We start from the raw sequence: 19131 nt of genomic DNA on the forward strand, positions 1-19131 counted from the left end.
GGCATTAGCACAGTGATGCGCAAACCGCGCACCATTCACTCAAGCCGCGTTGCACTCTTTCTTCAGCTGCACGATCAAGCGGGTGACCGTAGACGACGCCTCCGCGAACGGAGTGCCATTGCCCAGCATGTCTTGCGCGCGTGCGCCTTGCCCCTCGTTAATCGTTTGCGCGACCTTGCCAGCGGCGAAGTGGAACTTTTGGTGTGCCTGAATCAGCGCACTGAAACTGGGTGCCCTGCCACATGTGCCACTGGCTCCCGGCCCGTGCAGCCACTTGCCCAATTCACAGCAGTCATCGCGGCTCACCGTTTCTGCGTCCAGGCTTTCATGGCGCTGCGCCGCCAAGCGCAGTTTGGAGCGCCAGTCAGCGTGGGCCTTGATCGCGTTGTCGAGGTTGATACCCAAGCCACCGGCTAGCAGACGCGGTTCAGCTGCCGGAGTCAAAGCCAGCGAAGGTGCAGGGCCTGCGGAACTGGTGGTATTGCCGCGGAACACGGCCACGGTTTGCACCAGCTCCTGGGCCTGGCTGCGCAGACTGCCCGCAGCAGCGGCCATTTCCTCCACCAGCGCGGCATTTTGCTGGGTGGCCTGGTCCATTTGCGCAACCGCATGCCCCACCTGCGCCACGCCATCACTTTGTGCAGAGCTGGCGGCACTGATCTCGCCCATGATCTCGGTCACCCGGCGAATGCTGTCCACCACCTCGGTCATGGTGGCGCCCGCCTGATCGACCAAGGCGGTGCCGTGCTCCACACGCTCCACACTCGCGTTGATGAGTTGCTTGATCTCCTTGGCGGCATCGGCGCTGCGTCCGGCCAATGACCGCACCTCACTGGCCACCACTGCAAAGCCACGGCCCTGCTCACCCGCCCGGGCGGCCTCCACCGCTGCATTCAGCGCCAGGATGTTGGTCTGGAAGGCAATGCCGTCGATCACACTGATGATGTCGGCAATTTTGGCAGACGAGTCGTTGATGCCCTTCATGGTCTGCACCACTTGCCCCACCACCGCCCCTCCCCGCTCGGCAACACTCGATGCACTTTGCGCCAGGGTGTTGGCCTGCTGGGCTCCGTCCACGTTTTGCCGCACGGTGTGGGCCAAGGCATCCATGCTGGCCGAGGTCTGCTGCAAGGCGCTCGCCTGCTGCTCGGTGCGGGCCGACAAATCCTGGTTACCGTGGGCGATTTCAGAACTGGCCGTGGCTACACTTTCTGCGCCCTGGCGTACCGCCTGCACCACCTGCGTCAGGCCACTGCCAATCTGGTTCATGGCACTGGCGAGTTGACCAATTTCGTCGCCACTGTGGGACTCTAGCTGGACCGTCAAATCACCCTGCGCGATGCGCTGGGCAGCATCGCTGGCCAGCGCCAGGGGGCGACTCACCATATTGCGCAACACCAGATATACCGCACCGGCAGTGAGCAACACCATCAACACGCCGATACCTGCAAACAGATTGCGTAGTTGCCGTACCTCGGCGGTGTATTCGTCCACATAGGTGCCACCTGCGATCACCCAGTTCCAGTTCTTTAGATACGAGAATGCGACCACCTTGTCACGCGCTCGTGTTTCGCCCAGTTCCTTGTTGATCCAGGGGTAGCGAATAAAGCCATTCTTCTGCTCCAACATCTCCTTGATGAACTCACGCCCATCCGGTGTTTTTGTTTCCAGCAGGTTTTGTCCCTCGGCAGCGGGATGCACGATGAGGGTGCCATAGCTCTTGCCTGGGCGTGCATCCAGCACATAGAAGTAGCCAGTGTTGCCAATCTTGAGAGCCCGCAACTTGGCTTTGAGGTTGGTCAGGTACTCAGTAAAGTCCAGCCCAACAAAGGACAGGCCCACCACAGCACCACTGGCATCCTTGATGGGGTCGTAGCGCGTCATGTACTGGCGGCCAAACAAGGTGGCCAGTCCGACAAAGCTACCGCCCTCTAAAGTGGCTTTGTAACCGGGGTGCGCGCGGTCCAGCAGGGTGCCTACAGCGCGGTCGCCCTTCTCATTCTTCAGGGACGTGGTAATGCGCACAAAGTCATCACCCGTTTTTGCAAATACAGTGGCTACCGCACCGGTACTGGCAGTGAACTTGTCCACCAGCTCAAACTGCAGGTTCAGCGGCTGGCCGTTCAATGCCAGCGCGGGAGTGGGCTTGCCCGCGATGTCGATGGTGGTGCTTTCCAGCGTAAACGTGCCACTCAGGTTGCTTTGAAATACCTTGCCCAAGCCATTGGTGCGGCTGCGCAAATCCTGGTCCGACTCATCGACGAGGTCTACCACCAGCTTGGTTTTCTCGGCCACTTCGCTGTTGGCACGATCCTCAATGACCTTGCCCAGTGAATACCCGATGACTGTGATGAGAAGCGCAAAAAATGCCCCTACCAGCACCAACACACTTGCCGAAACCTTGGCCCCGACACCCCAGGTCCGGCGACCCGACTGCACTGCTTCCATTGCGAAATCCTTGTCGTACAACGCCCACCACACGGGGCGCCCTTGTCACACCCGGCATTTTGCATGCCAAGCGCGCCTCAACCAGATTTAGGCGTGAAACACCGCCACTGTTTGGACCAAGTCCTGCGCTTGAGACCGCAAGCTGCCGGCTGCGGCAGCCATTTCCTCTACCAATGCCGCGTTTTGCTGGGTCGCCTGGTCCATCTGGGCCACCGCATCGCGCACCTCGGCCACCCCGCTGGCTTGGGCGGCACTGGCTGCGCTGATCTCTCCCACTATTTCTGTCACCCGGCGGATGCTGCCCACCACCTCGGTCATGGTCTCGCCGGCATGGTTGACCAACGCACTGCCTTGCTCCACCCGCTCCACGCTGGCACCAATGAGCTGCTTGATCTCTTTCGCCGCCTCAGCACTGCGCCCGGCCAGGGAGCGTACTTCGCTGGCCACCACGGCAAAACCACGGCCCTGTTCACCCGCGCGGGCAGCCTCCACTGCGGCATTCAGTGCCAAGATGTTGGTCTGAAAGGCAATGCCATCGATCACGCTGATGATGTCGGCAATCTTGCGCGAGCTGTCGTTGATGCCCTGCATGGTCTGCACCACCTGGGCCACCACCTCGCCGCCCCTGGTCGCGGTTTGGCTAGCCGCCATGGCCAGAGAGTTGGCTTCGCGGGCATTGTCGGCCGAGAGGCTGACCGCGCCGGTCAGTTGGCCCATGCTGCTGGCGGTGCGCTGCAGATTGGCCGCAGTTTGCTCGGTGCGGTTACTCAGGTCCTGATTGCCGCTGGCAATTTCGGAGCAAGCGACCTCGATGCTGGCGGAGCTGCTACGCACCGCGGCCACGGCCGCTTCCATGCGGCCCAGCGTGGCCTTGAGCGAGTCACCACCACGGGTGCTGGTGGCGGTATCGCGCACGTTCAGCGAGATACTGCCTTCGCGGTTCACCTGCGCCACCAGGATACGCAGCTCATCCCCCTCGCGGGCAGCCCGGGCCATGTTGATGGCCATCACCGCCTCCACACCCGTTTGGGTGATTACATACAAGGCATGAATGACGATGCGGCCAAAGTCGGGTTCGGTAATGCAATACACGCCAAAGCCTGCCGCCTGCAGGCGGTCAAAGCCCACGTGGTGCACTGCAAACAAGGTTGCACCAAAAACGATGACACGCCAGTCCCGGTACACCAGAAACAACGCCAAGGCCACAAACACACCAAAGTGCAGCTCCGACATGCCACGGCTGAGCTGGATATGCAGCGCCACAAACGCCACCAACACAAAGGTCAATACAAAACGACTGGCAGTGGTGTAGCGGGCCAGCCAGAACACGCCAAAGGCGATGGCCAACAAGACCAAAGTGGCCGTAAAAGCCAACCCGGAGTCAACAAAATTCATTCCGAGGAGGATGCTGACCAAGGCGGACAGGCAGATGTAGCTCAGCAGGACGCGGTCGCCCAACATGGCGAGCGTCTCGGCGCTGGAAATTGGCTTCTTCTGGGTCATTGGGGATATCTCCAACGTTTGGGGAACAGTTTGCAGGACACGGCAGCGTACAGAGAGCCAGGGGCAGCAGCCTTGATGCGAATCAAGCACAAGCTTTCCACACCGCATTTCAGAGCCGATGCCGACCCCTGACAAGAGGGCAAGCCACCATGGCGGTGGCACATACTTTGCGATAAAGTGGAAAAGTCCAGAGAGTGCACGCCTATGGTGGTGGTGCAGGCCGCTGCCGTGACCCAAGACCCTTCCTCCTTCCCCTCCGCCGACGAGCCTTCGCCCACCGTGTTGGAAGGTTTGGTTTTGCCTCACCGCTTTCGCGCCTGGAGTGGCTCGCATTTCGAAGACGACAGCGACAACCTCTGGAAACTGGCGCTGGAAGGCTCTGGTGCTGGTGCGTGGGACTGGAACCTTGTCACCAGTGAGCAAATCCATTCCCATCGCTGGCAGCAAATGCTGGGCTATGAGGTCGGCGAAATTGCCCACGCCAACCATGAGTTCGTGAGCCGGGTGCACCCGGACGATTTGGCCACGGTGAGCACCGCCTTCACCAACTACCTGCAAGGCCGCAGCCCCAGCTACGCCGTAGACTTGCGCCTGCGCTGCAAAGACGGCAGCTGGAAATGGATCCACACCCGGGGCACGGTAGTCAGCCGTGACGCCCAGGGCCAGGCCCTGCGCATGATTGGTACCCACACCGACATTTCGGAGCGCAAAGCGGCCGAGGCTGCCCTGCGCGACAGCGAAGAGCGCTGGAAGCTGGCACTGGAGAGCACAGGCGACGGCGTGTGGGACTGGCACATTGCCAGCGGGCGCGAATACTTCAGCAAGCGCCTGGTCGAGATGTATGGCTTCACCGAAGACGAGCTGGCCAACAAGCCCGAAGAGTTGGACCAGCGCACCCACCCGGACGACCTGGCCACCATGCAGCAGGACCGCCAGGCCCACTTTGATGGTCTGACGCCGACCTATTCCAACGAGCACCGCGTGCAATGCAAGGACGGCCGCTGGAAGTGGGTGCACACGCGGGGCATGGTGATCAGCCGCGATGCCGACGGGCGCCCGCTGCGCATGATCGGTACGCACACCGACATCACTGACCGCAAAAATGCCGAAGCGCTGGTACGCCAGCACGCCTACTTCGACCCCCTGACCGGCCTGCCCAACCGCCGCATGCTGCGTGACCGGCTGGAACAAGAGATTAAACGCAGCCGGCGCGACGGCCTGCAACTGGCGATTCTGTTCATCGACCTCGACCATTTCAAGGAAGTGAACGACACCCTGGGCCACGACAACGGCGACTTGCTGCTGCTGGAGGCCTCACGGCGCCTGCGCCAGTGCGTCCGCGAGTGCGACACCGTAGCCCGCATGGGCGGTGACGAGTTCACTGTGCTGCTGACCGAACTCATGCCCGAGACCGACCTGGAGCCCTTGCTGCACAAATTGCTGCAGACCATGGCGCAGGTGTTTCAGCTGGGGCAGGAACAGGTGTTCGTGTCGGCCAGCGTGGGGGTCACGCTCTATCCGGCCGATGGCACCGAGGTCGAAGCGCTGTACAAAAATGCCGACCAGGCCTTGTATGTAGCCAAGGGCGCGGGGCGCAACCGCTTCAGCTTTTTCACCCCCGCCCTGCAAGAGGCAGCCCTCACCCGCGCCCGCCTGACCAACGACCTGCGCCACGCCGTGGGCTTGCAACAGCTGCAGCTGCTCTACCAGCCCATTGTGGCGCTGGCCAGCGGCGCCGTGCACAAGGCCGAGGCCCTGCTGCGCTGGCAGCACCCCGAGCGCGGCTTGATCAGCCCGGCCGCCTTCATTCCGATGGCAGAAACCAGCGGCCTGATTGTGCCCATGGGCGATTGGGTGTTTGAACAGGCAGCATTGCAGGTGCAAGCCTGGCGTCGCAGCCTGGCGCCCCATTTCCAGATCAGCATCAACACCTCGCCCGTGCAGTTCCAACACAGCCACCGGCCCGACACCAACTGGGTGCAGCGTATGGCCGCCCTGAACCTGCCGGGCGACAGCCTGTCCATCGAAATCACCGAGGGGGTGCTGCTGGACAGCAACGACAGCGTCACGGCCAAACTGCTGGAGTGGCGCGATGCCGGATTGCAGGTGGCGCTGGACGACTTTGGCACCGGCTACTCCTCCCTGTCTTACCTGCTGAAGTTCGACATCGACTTCATCAAGATCGACCAGTCCTTTGTGCGCGATCTGCAGCCCGCGTCCAGCAACTTCACGCTGTGCAAAGCCATGGTGGCCATGGCCCATGCACTGGGCCTGCAGGTGGTGGCCGAAGGCGTGGAGACGGCCCAGCAGCGCGACCTGCTGGTGCAAGCCGGTTGCGACTATGCACAAGGCTACTGGTTTGCCAAGCCCATGGCGGCCGAGGCGCTGGCCGACTGGGTGGCTGCGCGAACCTAGGCTCGCGCAGCCAGGGCGCTAGTGCATGCTGGCCAAGAGCGCCGCGTTGCCGCCGGCAGCGGTGGTGTTCACCGTGACGGTTTGCTCGGCGCAGAAGCGGTACAGGTAATGCGGGCCACCCGCTTTGGGGCCGGTACCACTCAGCCCCTCGCCACCAAAAGGCTGCACACCCACCACCGCGCCAATCATGTTTCGGTTGATGTAGATGTTGCCCACGTGGGCCTGCGCCGCCAGCGCCTGGGCGCGGCTGTCGATGCGAGTCTGGATGCCCAGCGTCAGGCCGTAACCGAGCGCGTTGATCTGCGCGATCACATCCTCGGGGTTGCCATCCCAGCGCACCACCTGCAGCACCGGGCCGAAGATTTCGGCCTTCACGTCGGCAATGCTGGCCACCTCAAAGGCATGGGGGACGATCAGATTTGCTATCGATTCAGGAGCTGCTTGCGCATACTCTGCGGGCGCTAGCAGCACTTTTGATTCATTTTTCAGGCGTGTGATGTGGCGCTGGATGTTGTCAAAGGCCTCGCGGTCAATCACCGGGCCAAGGTCAGTGGCCAAATCAGCCGGGTTGCCCACACGCAGCTCTTGGGCAGCGCCTTGCAGCATCTCGATCACGCCATCCGCAATCGCGCTGTGCACCACCAGCAGGCGCAACGCCGAGCAACGTTGGCCGGCGGAGCGGAAGGCGCTTTGCACCACGGCGTCCACCACCTGTTCAGGCAGCGCGCTGCTGTCCACCAACATGGCGTTGATGCCACCAGTCTCTGCAATCAACGGGACGATAGGGCCGTCTTTCGCGGCCAGCGCACGCTGGATGATTTTGGCCACCTGGGTGGAGCCAGTGAACACCACACCCGCCACGCCGGGCTGCGCCACCAGGGCGGCACCCACGGTTTCGCCTGCACCGTGCAGCAACTGCAATGCATCGGCAGGCACTCCAGCGGCGACCATCAATTCCACCGCCGCTTTGGCTACGCCGGGCGTTTGCTCGGCGGGCTTGGCCAGCACGGTATTGCCAGTGGCCAGAGCGGCTGCGACCTGGCCCATGAAAATGGCCAGCGGGAAGTTCCAAGGGCTGATGCAGACCCACACGCCACGGGCTGTGAGGCGCAGGGTGTTGGTCTCGCCGGTTACGCCGTATTGATAGCCAGCCTGAGCATTGGCGACGACAGGGCAGCTGATGGGCTGCATGATGCGCTGCGCCTCGTCGGCGTAGTAGCGCAAAAAGTCCACCGCCTCACGGACTTCGCTGACCGCGTCGCCCCAGGTCTTGAAGGCCTCTTTTACCAAGAGCGCGCAGAACTGCGGCATGGCGGCCTGCAGCGCATCGGCGGCGCGGCGCAGCGTGGCAGCGCGCTCCTCCACCGGCACTTTGCTCCACTTTTGATAGCTGCTCGCGCAATCAGCATAAGCGTCAGGGATGTTTTTGACATCAAACTCCGGCACCACCGGCACAGGCGTCGTATGCAACGCAGCCAGCAGCGGGTGCGCGCATGGCGTCCACCGTCAAGTCCAGGCCAGTGCTGTTGGCGCGGCTGCCGGGGTGCTTGCCAAACAGGTCGACCGGCAGCGGCAGGCTGGGGTGGGGCTCCAGACGCAGGGGCGAGATCAGCAGCTCGTCCATGCCCACCGACTCATCGGCTAGCTGGTGCACAAAGCTGGAGTTGGCGCCGTTTTCCAGCAAGCGGCGCACCAGGTAGGCCAGCAAGTCTTTGTGCGCGCCCACCGGGGCATACACGCGGCAAGCGACCAGCGGGTTCTTGAGCACTTCGCGGAAGATGCCCTCGCCCATGCCGTGCAGGCGCTGCAGCTCAAAGGGCGCGCCGGTTTTGGCACCCATTTGCAAAATGGCGGCAATGGTGCCCGCGTTGTGCCCGGCGAACTGGGGGTAAATCGCGTCCGGCACCGCCAGCAGCGCGCGGGCGCAGGCCAGGTACGACACATCGGTGTGGTGCTTGTGGGTGAACACCGGGTAGTGCGGCAGGCCCAGCTCCTGGGCGCGCTTAACTTCTGCGTCCCAGTACGCGCCCTTGACCAGGCGGCACATCAGCTTGATTTTGTACTTGCGAGCCAGCGCGGTGACATGCTCAATCAGCTCCAGCGCGCGGGTCTGGTAGGCCTGCATGGCCAGCCCCAACCCAGTCCACTGCGGGCAGTGCGCGGCCACCTTCACCAGCAAGGCTTCCAGCACTTCCAGCGAGAGTTCCAGGCGGTCCACCTCTTCCGCGTCGATGGTGAGGTTGATGTTGGCGGCAGCCGCGGCTTCGCACAGCGTCCAGACACGGGGGACGAGTTCATCCAGCACGGCCTGGCGGTGGGCGTCTTCGTAACGCGGGTAGAGGGCGCTGAGCTTGATGGAAATACCATCGTTTTCGGCCAGGTCGCCCGTCTTGCTTGCGCGAGCAGCTATGAATTCAATAGCATCCGCATAGCTCTTGAGGTAGCGCAGTGCATCCTTGTTGGTGCGGGCGCCCTCGCCCAGCATGTCGTAGCTGAACCTAAGCCCCCCCGCTCCACCGCTTTGCGGGTCGCTGCCCCCCAAGGGGGCGTGTTCCGCCTTGGGTCGGCCCGGCGCCGAAACGCGCACATTGGCTTTTTTGCGGGCAGCGTCAGCTTCTTTCATCGCCTCGGGCATGGTCTGGCCGAGCACAAACTGGCGGCCCAGCAACTGCACCGCGCGCAAGGTGGCGGCCACCACGGTGCGCGCGCCCAGCTTGGCCATCAGCCCCGGCTCGTTCTGCGCATCGGGCAAAAAGTGTTTGGAGAGCGAAATCGCCGTGCTGGACAGGCGGGCCAGCACCTTGTCGCCGCTGGCGTCAAAGTCGGCGCGGCCAAGCTGGTCGGTGGTCAGCGCGATGGCGGTTTCAGCGTCCGGCACCCGCAACAGGGCTTCGGCCAGGCGCATCAGGGCCAGGCCCTCGGCGCTGGAGATGGGGTATTCCTTGAGCAGGCTCTCCATCGCCCAGAAAGGCGGCGGGTTGTCGCGCACGGCTTGCACCCAAGGCTCGGCAGTGCGGGCGGCGTGCGCCCAATACAGGCTGGCGTCCAGCCCTTGCAAGCGGTGGGAGACCACTTCGTCCTCCGCGCGGTAGGGATTCGGCAGGCGCGGTGGCACGGGGGTGAACGCGGTGGAAGGGGCGGGGTGGGACATGGCGACTCCTGCAAAGGCAATGAATGGATTAGTCGCTATTTTTAAGAATTTTTGATTGAATTAATCACCAAATAGTTTGATGAATTTAGATTTAAATTTATCCACCCCCATAAAAAAACCGGTCCCAAGACCGGCTTTTAAGTGCAGACCGCGAACTACAGGCCAAACAAGTTCTTGAGCTTGCCGGCGGCGTCCACCGCCTTGTTGGCGTCCTCCAACAGGTTACGTGCCTTGGGCTGCTCGGCGGGCGGCGGCTCGCTTGGCTGCGCGGCCGCAGTACCGGCCACCGGTGCCTGCACAGCAGGTGTGGCACGGCTGGCGGCGGGTGCGGTCTTGGCGCTGGTTTCGGGCAACTGGGCAATGATTTCCACACGCCTGTTTTGCGCACGGCCGGCCTCCGTGGTGTTGGCAGCCAAAGGCACGGTCTGGCCAACGCCCCGGGTTTTGAGGCGCTGTGCGGCGATGCCGTACTGGCGGCTCAGTGCGTCCGCCACCGCAGCGGCCCGGGCCTCGGAGAGGCGAAGGTTGCTCTCGGCGCCGCCCACATCGTCCGTATGGCCCACCACTTCCACGCTCAGGTCCGGGTTGTCCCGCAGCACTTTGCCCAGCTCCTGCAGGGTGGGCTTGGAGCCGTCGCGCAACACGGCTTTACCCGTATCAAACTGGAAGCCATACAAATCCACTTTGCCGTCGGCCCCCAGGGCTTTGGCAATGGGGCTCTCGCCCGTCACTGCCATAAGGCCATCGTTGAGTTTTTCTTTGTCAACCACAAACAACCAGGCACCACCGTCATTCACCCACAGGGACACATACGTGTTGTTGCGCTGGGCCGCCAGGTACTGGTTGTCGTTGCTGTAGTTCAGGTAGAGCTGACGGGCTTTCATCAAGCTCCTGTATTCACCCAGATTCGCGGAGGTGCAAGGCCGGTCGCAGGTGAACAGTTCGGTGAACCCGCTGCGGCGCAGGGAGGACTGGTAATTGCGAAACACCTGCAAAGGGGACACCGATTTGGGAACTTCGTAGTGGATGTAGGTGACTTTGCCCTCCAACGGCATCAGCTTGGCTGCGGTGTAGCCACCGCCGGGGGCGGGCTGGGGTTTGGCGAGGATGAGCTGGAATTCCTCGTACTCTTTGAAATCGTAATTGCTGATGCGAGCGCCGGGAAAACGGGCTACCTCCGGGTGATCCGCACCATCTTCAGCCGCCGCTGGCCCGGCCAATACGGCAAGCCCCACCGCCATGGCAGCGGCTTTGCCGACCCCGCGCAGAAACCCATTTTTGAACAACATCGCTTCTACCTCCCAGTGTGTTTTTGTAAGCCGCGCACAGTGTAATGAAGCGTGCACCACGTACGAGCCCGAATTGGTTTCAAATCGTTGCCACCCGGACGATGGACTTGGGGCTATGCTGGGTGCGGTGGATAGCGACAGATCTGGACCGTGCCGTCTATTGATGTTGGTCAAATTTGCGCCAAGAATGCACCGCAGAATGCGCAACAGGAGATTCGTGCATGCCCCACGTCCGTTTGTTCGCCCGAAACCTCCAGCGCTGGATGCAGGTGTTGGCAACAATGACCTGCCTGTGCGCTGGGGTGGGCGCAGCACGCGCCGACCACCCGCGCGAGGTGCGCATGGGGGTCTACCAAAACGAGCCCAAGATCTTCCTCAACGACCAGCAGCAGCCGTCTGGCATTTTTGGCGAGCTGGCGCTGCAAATGGCCGAGCACCACAACTGGACCCTGGTGCCCGTGCCCTGCGAATGGAACGCCTGTCTGGAGAGCCTGCAAAACGGCAGCATCGACCTGATGCCCGACGTGGCCTTTACGCCAGAGCGGGCCCAGCTGTTCGACTTCCATACTACCCCGGCCCTGCTGAGCTGGTCACAAATCTACGCCCGCCCGGAGGTGCCCATCCGCTCGGCGCTGGACCTCAAAGACCATCGCATTGCCGTGCTGAAAGGCTCCGTACAGCAGGAATACCTGCGCAACCTGATGGCGGGTTTTGGGGTGCAGGCCGAGCTGGTGCCGGTAGAAACCTTGCAAGAAGCGTTTGAGCTGGCATCCCGCGGAGGCGCTGACGCCGCTGTGTCCAACCGTTTTTTTGGCGACTTGCAAGCACCGCGCTTCAAGCTCGCTTCCACACCGGTGTTGTTCCAGCCCTCGCAGCTGTTCTTTGCCACCGGCAAGGGCAAAAATGCGGACCTGATTGCCGCCATCGAGTCCAATCTGCAAGCCTGGCAAGCCCAGCCCGATTCGCATTATTTTGAGGTGCTCAGGCGCTGGATGGAGGCTCCGCCTCAGACCTTGGTGCCCACCTTCGTGTGGTGGGCGCTAGGGGGCTTGGCTGGTGTCCTGGCGCTGGCACTGGCGGCCTGGGGCCTGCTGCGGCGGGAAGTGGCCGACAAAACGCGCAGCCTGCGTGCCAGCGAGGACCGGCTCAACACCATTCTGGACAGTGTGGACGCCTTCATTTACATCAAGGACACCGAACTGCGCTACCAGTACGCCAACCGCAAGGTGTGTGAGCTGTTTGGTGCCCGCCCAGAGCAGGTGCTGGGGCAAACCGATGAACGCTATTTCGACGCCCCCACAGTGGCCAAGCTGCGGGTGAATGACCTGCGCGTGGTGAAGCAAGGCGAGCGCGTGGAAGACGTGGAGACCAACCGCAGCCCGGACGGGCGCGAAGAACACACCTACCTGTCCATCAAACTCCCTCTGCACCGGCCCGATGGCTCGATCTATGCCCTGTGCGGCATTTCCACCGACATCACCAAGCAAAAGCAAGCCGAGCACGCCATCCACCAACTGGCGTTTTACGACCCGCTGACCCAATTGCCCAACCGCCGTCTGCTGATGGAGCGCCTGCAACAGGCGCTGGCTGCGCTGCAGCGCAGCCGGGCCTACGGTGCCCTGCTGTTCATTGATGTGGACAACTTCAAGGACCTCAATGACACCCTGGGCCACAGTTTTGGTGACATGCTCCTGCGCCAGATTGCGGACCGGCTCAGCGCCTGCACGCGGGCCCAAGACACCCTGGCACGCCAGGGCGGTGACGAGTTTGTGGCGGTGGTTCAGGGGCTGGGACCCACCATGAACGAGGCCGTGGTGCACGCCCAGCATCTGGCAGACAAAATCTTGCGCAAACTCAGCGAGCCCTATTTGCTCGACGGGCACTACTACCTCACCTCCGCCAGCATTGGCGTGGCCATGTTTGGCGGCCCGGACTCCGACCAGAACGAGGTGCTCAAGCAAGCGGATCTGGCCATGTACCAGGCCAAGGCCGACGGACGCAATACGGTGCGTTTTTTCAACCCGCAGATGCAGGCCGAGGTGAGCGCCCGCACGGCACTGGAGACCGACCTGCACCGGGCCCTGGAGACCGGCCAATTCCTGTTGTACTACCAGCCCCAGGTAGATGAACACGGCCACACCTTTGGTGCGGAAGCCTTGGTGCGCTGGCAGCACCCCACGCGGGGCCTTGTGCCGCCGGGGGAGTTCATCCCCGTGGCCGAGAGCTCTGGCCTGATCCTGCCCTTGGGCACCTGGATTCTGGAGACCGCCTGTGCCCAGCTGGTGGAATGGGCAGGCCATCCGCGCACACAGGAACGCTCCATTGCCGTCAACCTCAGCGCACGCCAATTTCGCCAAGCGGATTTTGTTGCTCAGGTGCAATCGGTTTTGCAGGCGACCGGCGCCAACCCGCAACGCCTGGAACTGGAGCTGACAGAAAGCCAGCTGATTGATGACTTGGGCAGGGTGATCCAGAAAATGGACGCCCTTAAGGCGCTGGGCGTGCGCATCTCGCTGGACGATTTTGGCACCGGCTACTCCTCGCTCAATGTGCTCAAGCGTTTACCGCTGGACCAACTCAAGATCGACCAGTCCTTTGTGCATGACCTGTTGTTGGACCACTCCAGCGCCAGCATCGTGCGCGCCATCATCACACTGGGCGACAGCTTGCACCTGCAAGTGATTGCTGAGGGCGTGGAAACCATCGAGCAGCGCGACGCACTCTTGGCGCTGGGCTGCACCCACTTTCAAGGCTATTTGTTTGGTCGTCCATCACCGGCGCCATAACATGGGGCTGACATGCGTGGTGGCCACAAGACGGGGCGTCGCCTTTTGTAAACAAGTCGACCGATGACCTGTATACAAAACAGCCTTTTGGCTATGATGGAATAAATACATCTTTCTTAGTAAAGGGTGAGCTTATGAGCAGTGCGTTGGCCGGCGATGCCGGATTTGGCTCCTTCTTCCGGTACCACGGCTGGCTGTCGCCAGGGGTGCGGCTCTTCAGGCGGCTGAACTTTCCTGCCAAGGCGGGCTGGATTGCGGTGATGTTTTTGATCCCCATCGTGCTGCTGGTGGTCAACACACTTCAAAAAGACAATGCTCTGATCGCCAGCACCCGCCACGAGATACAAGGGCTAGAGTACACCCGGCCGCTGCAGGCGCTGATTGCGCAAGCCCAGACCCGCCGCATGCACGCCATCACCGGTGCCGGCGACTTTGCAGCCAGCCAAAACATGGTGGCAGAAGCATTTGCCAAGTTGCAAGCCGTTGACAAAGCAATCGGCAAAGACCTGGAAACTGCAGAGCTTTTTGGCAAAGCTGAAAAGCTACACCAAAACCTGATGACCGCCGGCAAGGGCAAGGACGAACAAGCCACGTTTGACGCCCATAACGAGTACATCGACCAGCTACTGGAGCTGGGCACCCATGTGGGCAACACCTCGGAACTGGCACTCGACCCGGAGTTGGAGAGCTTTCACCTCATGAACTACACGGTGCTCTACGCGGGGCAGCAAATGGAGAACGTGTCAGAGCTCGCAGTGCTGGGCTGGTCTGCCCTCAAGGCCGGACAAAAGAGCGACTACGTTGCCGAGCGTATCGCCCAAGATGCCGGCATCCTGCGGTTTATCGACAATATTGTGGAGAGCAGCTATATCATCGCAACGGGTGGCACGCCCCAAGCCGATGCCAAATACGGCATGAAAGCCAATGACGATGCGTACGACGCCTTCATCGCAGCCACCCAGAAGCAGTTGCTGGGCGCATCTGTAGCGGGGGACGCGGATGCGTATTTGCAGCTGGGCATGGCCACACTGGCTGCTGAGCAAGGCCTGAACGCCAAATTGATGCAACGCTTGGAAGAACGACTGAACGAGCGGATTGTAGAAATTCGCAACACGGAAACGCTAGAGCTAATCGTTGTTGTGTTTTTTGTAGCGCTGGCTTTTTACATGCTGCTGGCGTTTTACAAAGTAATGATGGGCGGCCTGCGCGAAGTGACCGGGCACTTGGAGCAAATCAGCAAGGGCAACCTGATTACGGCCCCCACCCCCTGGGGCAAGGACGAAGCGGCCCACCTGATGATCACCCTGCGCGACATGGAAGCCAGCCTGCGCGTGATTGTGCGCAATACGCTGGACGGAGCCGGCAATGTGAACACGGCCAGTGAAGAGATTGCATCCGCATCGCAAGACCTGTCACGCCGCACCGAGGCCAGCGCAGCGGCCCTGGAGCAAACGGCCGCGACCATGACGCAGATTTCGGAAACCGTGCAGCGCACGTCCGAGACGGTATCGGGTGCCGCTGAAATTGTTCGCGCTAACGCCCGGTCTGCCAAACGTGGCGGTGAGGTGATCTCGCAAGTCGAGAGCACCATGCAGGGCATCAATGCCTCGTCCAGCAAAATTTCCGAAATCATCAGCGTGATCGATGGCATCGCCTTCCAAACCAATATCCTGGCGCTGAATGCGGCGGTAGAGGCGGCACGGGCAGGTGAACAGGGCCGCGGTTTTGCAGTCGTTGCCAGTGAAGTGCGGTCTTTGGCCGGGCGCAGTGCCGAGGCGGCCAAGGAAATCAAAACCCTCATCAACGCCAGCATTGAACAAGTGGAAAGAGGCACCCAAGTGGTCGGCGAGGCGGGCACCGCCATTGCAGACATCGTGGGAAATGCCGCGCGCATTGACAGCCTGATGACCGAGATTGCCAACGCCACCAAAGAACAGTCGCTGGGCGTGAGCCAGGTGGGTAGCGCGGTGCACGACCTGGACCAAAACACCCAACAAAATGCAGCTTTGGTTGAGGAAACGGCGGCGGCGGCCACCGCGCTTTCCGACCAAGCGGCACGCTTGGCCCAAGAAGTGTCTTTTTTCAAGCTGAAGTAAACACCCGAAGTGATCAACTTGGCTGAACTGGACCGGATTGACCTGCGCATCCTGGCGTGTTTGCAGGAGGACGGGCGGCTGTCCAATCTCAAGCTGGCAGAGACCGTGGGGCTGTCGCCCACCGCCGTGCTGGCCCGTGTGCAGCGCCTCACCAAAGACGGCTACATCCTGGGCTACGAGGCCCGACTCAACCCGCTAAAGCTGGGTGCCGGAATGATGGTTTTTATTGAGGTGCTGCTGGACAAAACCACGCCCAATGTGTTTGATGCCTTCAAGGCCGCGGTGCAGGTGCGCACTGAGATCATGGAGTGCCACATGGTGGCGGGGGGCTTTGACTATCTGCTCAAAATCCGCATGGCGGACATGGTTGCTTACCGGGAGTTTGCGGGGACCGTGTTGTGGCAGCTCCCTGGGGTGCGGGAAACACGCACCTACGCAGTGATGGAAGAAGTCAAAAACACCACCCACCTCAAATTAACCTAGGGTTTACCCTAGGTTTCATAGGATAATCTATGACCATGATCAATCGTCGCCAATTTTCTTTCGCTGCCGGTGCAGCGGGTCTGGCCGGGTTTCCGGCTGTACACGCCCAGTCCGACAAAATCATCCTCGGCCAGTCGGCCGCCTTTACCGGGCCTGCAGCCCAGCTGGGCATCCAGTTCCACGCGGGTGCCAAACTCTATTTTGACCAGCTCAACGCCCAAGGTGGCGTGGGTGGGCGCAGTGTAGAAATCCGCAAAATGGACGATGGCTATGAGCCAGACCGCTGTGCGGACAACACCAAAAAGCTGCTGGAAGACGATGTGTTCGCGTTGTTTGGCTACATTGGAACCCCTACCAGCTTGGCGGCCCTGCCCTTGGCTACCAAGGCCAGGGTACCTTTTGTGGCCCCATTCACCGGGGCCATGGCACTACGGACCCCCTTGAACCGCTATGCCTTCCATGTTCGCGCCTCCTACAACGACGAAACCGCGCTGATCGTCAAACAATTGCACAACTTGGGATTGACCAAAGTCGCCGTTTTTTACCAGAACGATGCCTATGGCAAGGCCGGACTGGACGGCGTCACGCTGGCACTTTCTGCGCTGAACTTGAAACCGGTGGCCGTGGCAACCGTGGAACGCAACTCGGTCGATGTGGCCAAGGCGGTAGAAACCATCAATGCGTCTGCTCCCGATGCTGTGGTGCAAGTCAGCGCTTACAAATCGTGTGCCGCTTACGTTCGCGCTGCCCGCAAAGCGGGTTACGGTGGCGGGCTTTACAACGTGTCTTTTGTTGGCACCCAGGCACTGGCTGACGAATTGGGCCGGGAGGGTGCGGGCGTGGTCGTATCCCAGGTGGTGCCATCCCCTTACACCGGCAACAAACCCATCTCGCGCGAGTTTGCCGAAGCCGTGCGCAAAACCAATGGCGCGGTGCAAGCCAACTTCTCCAGTATGGAGGGTTACATTGCAGCGCGAGTGTTGGCGGAAGGGTTACGCCGATCGGGCGCCAAAGGCGGCGCCGAGGGATTTATCAGCGCCATGGAAAGCATCAATGGGCAACCTTTTGGCGGCTTCAATGTGAATTTTTCACGTACCGAACGTGCAGCATCCAGCTTTGTAGAGCTGTCCATGCTGACCGGCGACGGGCGCGTTCGCACCTAAATAGAGGCCGGGTAGCTGCGAGCGCCAAAAATCGCACTGCCCACCCGCACCTGGGTGCTGCCACTGGTAACTGCAGCATCCAAATCTGCACTCATGCCCATGGACAGCGTGTCCAGCCCCAGCCCCGCTGCATTTAATGCATCAAACAAGCTTCTAGCCCTTTTAAATACTGCGCAAGCAGCTATGAAATCAGGAGCGGGCTCAGGGATACACATGAGCCCGCGCAAGCGCAGGCGTGGTAGCTGCGCCACGGCTTGCGCCAGCGCCAAGGCCTCATCGGGAAGCACACCCGACTTCGTCGCGCCACCGTCCACATTCACCTGAATACACACCTGCAAAGGTGGCAGGTGGGCGGGGCGTTGCTCGCTCAGGCGCTGGGCAATCTTGATGCGGTCCACCGTGTGCGCCCACTGAAAGTGCTCTGCCACCAGCCGGGTTTTGTTGCTCTGGATCGGGCCGATGCAATGCCATTCGATCGGCAAGGCCGCCAGCGCCATGATCTTTTCCACGGCTTCCTGGATGTAATTCTCACCAAAGGCACGCTGGCCGGCATCAAAGGCTTGCTGCACCGCATCGGGGCCAAAGGTCTTGGAAACCGCCAGCAACTGCACTGCGTCCACCGGTCGTCCGGCCTGGGTGCACGCCTGGGCAATGCGGCTGCGCACCGCGTGGAGATTGTCTGCAATCATCGTCATAATCTCCCAAGCGTACCAAACCCTTCCCAGCCCATCTCAGCGAAAGAGGATTCCGTGGACATTACCCAGCTGCTGGCGTTCAGCGTCAAAAACAAGGCTTCTGACTTGCACCTCTCTGCCGGTCTTCCCCCCATGATCCGGGTGCACGGGGATGTGCGACGCATCAACGTGGAGCCGCTGGACCACAAGCAGGTGCACGCCATGGTGTACGACATCATGAATGACACCCAGCGCAAGATGTACGAGGAGTTCCTGGAGATTGACTTCTCGTTCGAGATTGACGGCCTGGCGCGTTTTCGGGTCAACGCCTTCAACCACAACCGTGGCGCCGGTGCGGTGTTCCGGACGATTCCGAGCAAAATCCTCTCGCTTGAACAGCTCAACGCCCCCAAGATTTTTGCCGACCTGGCCTTGAAGCCCCGTGGTTTGGTTCTAGTCACAGGCCCCACGGGCTCGGGCAAGTCCACCACCTTGGCGGCCATGGTCAACTTCTTGAATGAAACCGAGTTCGGCCACATCCTGACGGTGGAAGACCCGATCGAATTCGTACACGAGTCCAAGAAGTGTCTGGTCAACCAGCGCGAAGTGGGCCCGCACACCCTGAGTTTTGCTGCCGCGCTGAAATCCGCGCTACGGGAAGATCCGGATGCGATTTTGGTAGGCGAAATGCGCGACCTGGAAACCATCCGCTTGGCCATGACGGCTGCAGAAACTGGGCACTTGGTGTTTGGTACGCTGCACACCTCGAGCGCAGCCAAAACCATCGACCGGATCATTGACGTATTCCCGTCCGAAGAAAAAGAAATGGTGCGAGCCATGTTGTCAGAGTCGCTGCAGGCGGTGATTTCGCAAACCTTGTGCAAGACCAAAGACGGTCAGGGTCGCGTGGCGGCCCACGAAATCATGTTGGGTACCAGCGCCATCCGCAACCTGATCCGCGAGGCCAAGGTGGCGCAGATGTACTCCTCCATCCAAACCGGCAACAGTGTGGGCATGCAGACGCTGGACCAGAACCTGACAGACTTGGTAAAGCGCAATGTCATCAGCGCGGCCGAGGCGCGCGGAAAAGCCAAAATCCCAGAGAACTTCCCTGGGTGACTGT

General features: G+C 61.2%; 10 protein-coding genes and 1 pseudogene. 6 read left to right on the forward strand and 5 right to left on the reverse strand.

The window, feature by feature from the left end:
* Nucleotides 1-39 precede the first annotated feature (39 nt).
* Complete coding sequence (locus U5O12_RS19845; protein WP_322580312.1) at nt 40-2448, reverse strand: Cache 3/Cache 2 fusion domain-containing protein; 2409 nt, start codon at nt 2446-2448, stop codon at nt 40-42.
* 87 nt (nt 2449-2535) lie between these two features.
* Nucleotides 2536-3951, reverse strand: coding sequence for a methyl-accepting chemotaxis protein (locus U5O12_RS19850; protein ID WP_322580313.1), 1416 nt, complete (start codon nt 3949-3951; stop codon nt 2536-2538).
* A gap of 177 nt (nt 3952-4128) precedes the next feature.
* Between U5O12_RS19850 and U5O12_RS19855 the strand changes: the two genes are divergently transcribed.
* The gene (locus U5O12_RS19855; RefSeq protein WP_322580314.1) at nt 4129-6366 is read left to right on the forward strand and encodes a putative bifunctional diguanylate cyclase/phosphodiesterase; all 2238 of its coding nucleotides are present in this window, start codon (nt 4129-4131) and stop codon (nt 6364-6366) included.
* An 18-nt stretch (nt 6367-6384) separates the two neighbouring features.
* Here U5O12_RS19855 and U5O12_RS19860 read toward each other — a convergent pair.
* Nucleotides 6385-9517, reverse strand: a pseudogene (locus U5O12_RS19860) (L-glutamate gamma-semialdehyde dehydrogenase).
* Nucleotides 9518-9672: 155 nt separating this feature from the next.
* Nucleotides 9673-10806 (reverse strand): OmpA family protein, encoded by a 1134-nt coding sequence (locus U5O12_RS19865; protein WP_322580315.1) that lies wholly within the window; start codon nt 10804-10806, stop codon nt 9673-9675.
* A 221-nt stretch (nt 10807-11027) separates the two neighbouring features.
* Between U5O12_RS19865 and U5O12_RS19870 the strand changes: the two genes are divergently transcribed.
* The 4 genes from U5O12_RS19870 (at nt 11028) to U5O12_RS19885 (ending at nt 17334) form a co-directional block, all read left to right on the forward strand.
* On the forward strand, nt 11028-13592 hold the full coding sequence (locus tag U5O12_RS19870; protein WP_322580316.1) for an EAL domain-containing protein: 2565 nt from the start codon (nt 11028-11030) through the stop codon (nt 13590-13592).
* A 134-nt stretch (nt 13593-13726) separates the two neighbouring features.
* A complete protein-coding gene (locus U5O12_RS19875) occupies nt 13727-15688 on the forward strand; it encodes a methyl-accepting chemotaxis protein (protein WP_322580317.1) in 1962 nt (653 codons plus the stop codon).
* 9 nt (nt 15689-15697) lie between these two features.
* The gene (locus tag U5O12_RS19880; protein ID WP_322580318.1) at nt 15698-16171 is read left to right on the forward strand and encodes a winged helix-turn-helix transcriptional regulator; all 474 of its coding nucleotides are present in this window, start codon (nt 15698-15700) and stop codon (nt 16169-16171) included.
* 35 nt (nt 16172-16206) lie between these two features.
* On the forward strand, nt 16207-17334 hold the full coding sequence (locus tag U5O12_RS19885) for an ABC transporter substrate-binding protein (protein WP_322580487.1): 1128 nt from the start codon (nt 16207-16209) through the stop codon (nt 17332-17334).
* On the opposite strand, the gene U5O12_RS19890 is transcribed toward U5O12_RS19885, so the two are convergent.
* Complete coding sequence (locus U5O12_RS19890) at nt 17331-18029, reverse strand: YggS family pyridoxal phosphate-dependent enzyme (protein WP_322580319.1); 699 nt, start codon at nt 18027-18029, stop codon at nt 17331-17333. The genes U5O12_RS19885 and U5O12_RS19890 overlap by 4 nt on opposite strands.
* Nucleotides 18030-18083: 54 nt before the next feature.
* Here U5O12_RS19890 and U5O12_RS19895 point away from each other — a divergent pair, with 54 nt between their 5' ends.
* Nucleotides 18084-19127: a type IV pilus twitching motility protein PilT gene (locus tag U5O12_RS19895; protein ID WP_322580320.1), complete on the forward strand. Its 1044-nt coding sequence runs from the start codon at nt 18084-18086 to the stop codon at nt 19125-19127.
* Nucleotides 19128-19131: the final 4 nt, after the last annotated feature.

The sequence above is a fragment of the Rhodoferax sp. genome (assembly GCF_034519335.1).
Lineage (GTDB): Bacteria > Pseudomonadota > Gammaproteobacteria > Burkholderiales > Burkholderiaceae_C > Allorhodoferax.

Coding starts and splice junctions, on each gene's coding strand:
- U5O12_RS19845 (WP_322580312.1), bottom strand. CDS start 2,448: ATGGAAGCAGTGCAGTCGGGTCGCCGGACCTGGGGTGTCGGGGCCAAG.
- U5O12_RS19885 (WP_322580487.1), top strand. CDS start 16,207: ATGATCAATCGTCGCCAATTTTCTTTCGCTGCCGGTGCAGCGGGTCTG.
- U5O12_RS19870 (WP_322580316.1), top strand. CDS start 11,028: ATGCCCCACGTCCGTTTGTTCGCCCGAAACCTCCAGCGCTGGATGCAG.
- U5O12_RS19850 (WP_322580313.1), bottom strand. CDS start 3,951: ATGACCCAGAAGAAGCCAATTTCCAGCGCCGAGACGCTCGCCATGTTG.
- U5O12_RS19865 (WP_322580315.1), bottom strand. CDS start 10,806: ATGTTGTTCAAAAATGGGTTTCTGCGCGGGGTCGGCAAAGCCGCTGCC.
- U5O12_RS19875 (WP_322580317.1), top strand. CDS start 13,727: ATGAGCAGTGCGTTGGCCGGCGATGCCGGATTTGGCTCCTTCTTCCGG.
- U5O12_RS19890 (WP_322580319.1), bottom strand. CDS start 18,029: ATGACGATGATTGCAGACAATCTCCACGCGGTGCGCAGCCGCATTGCC.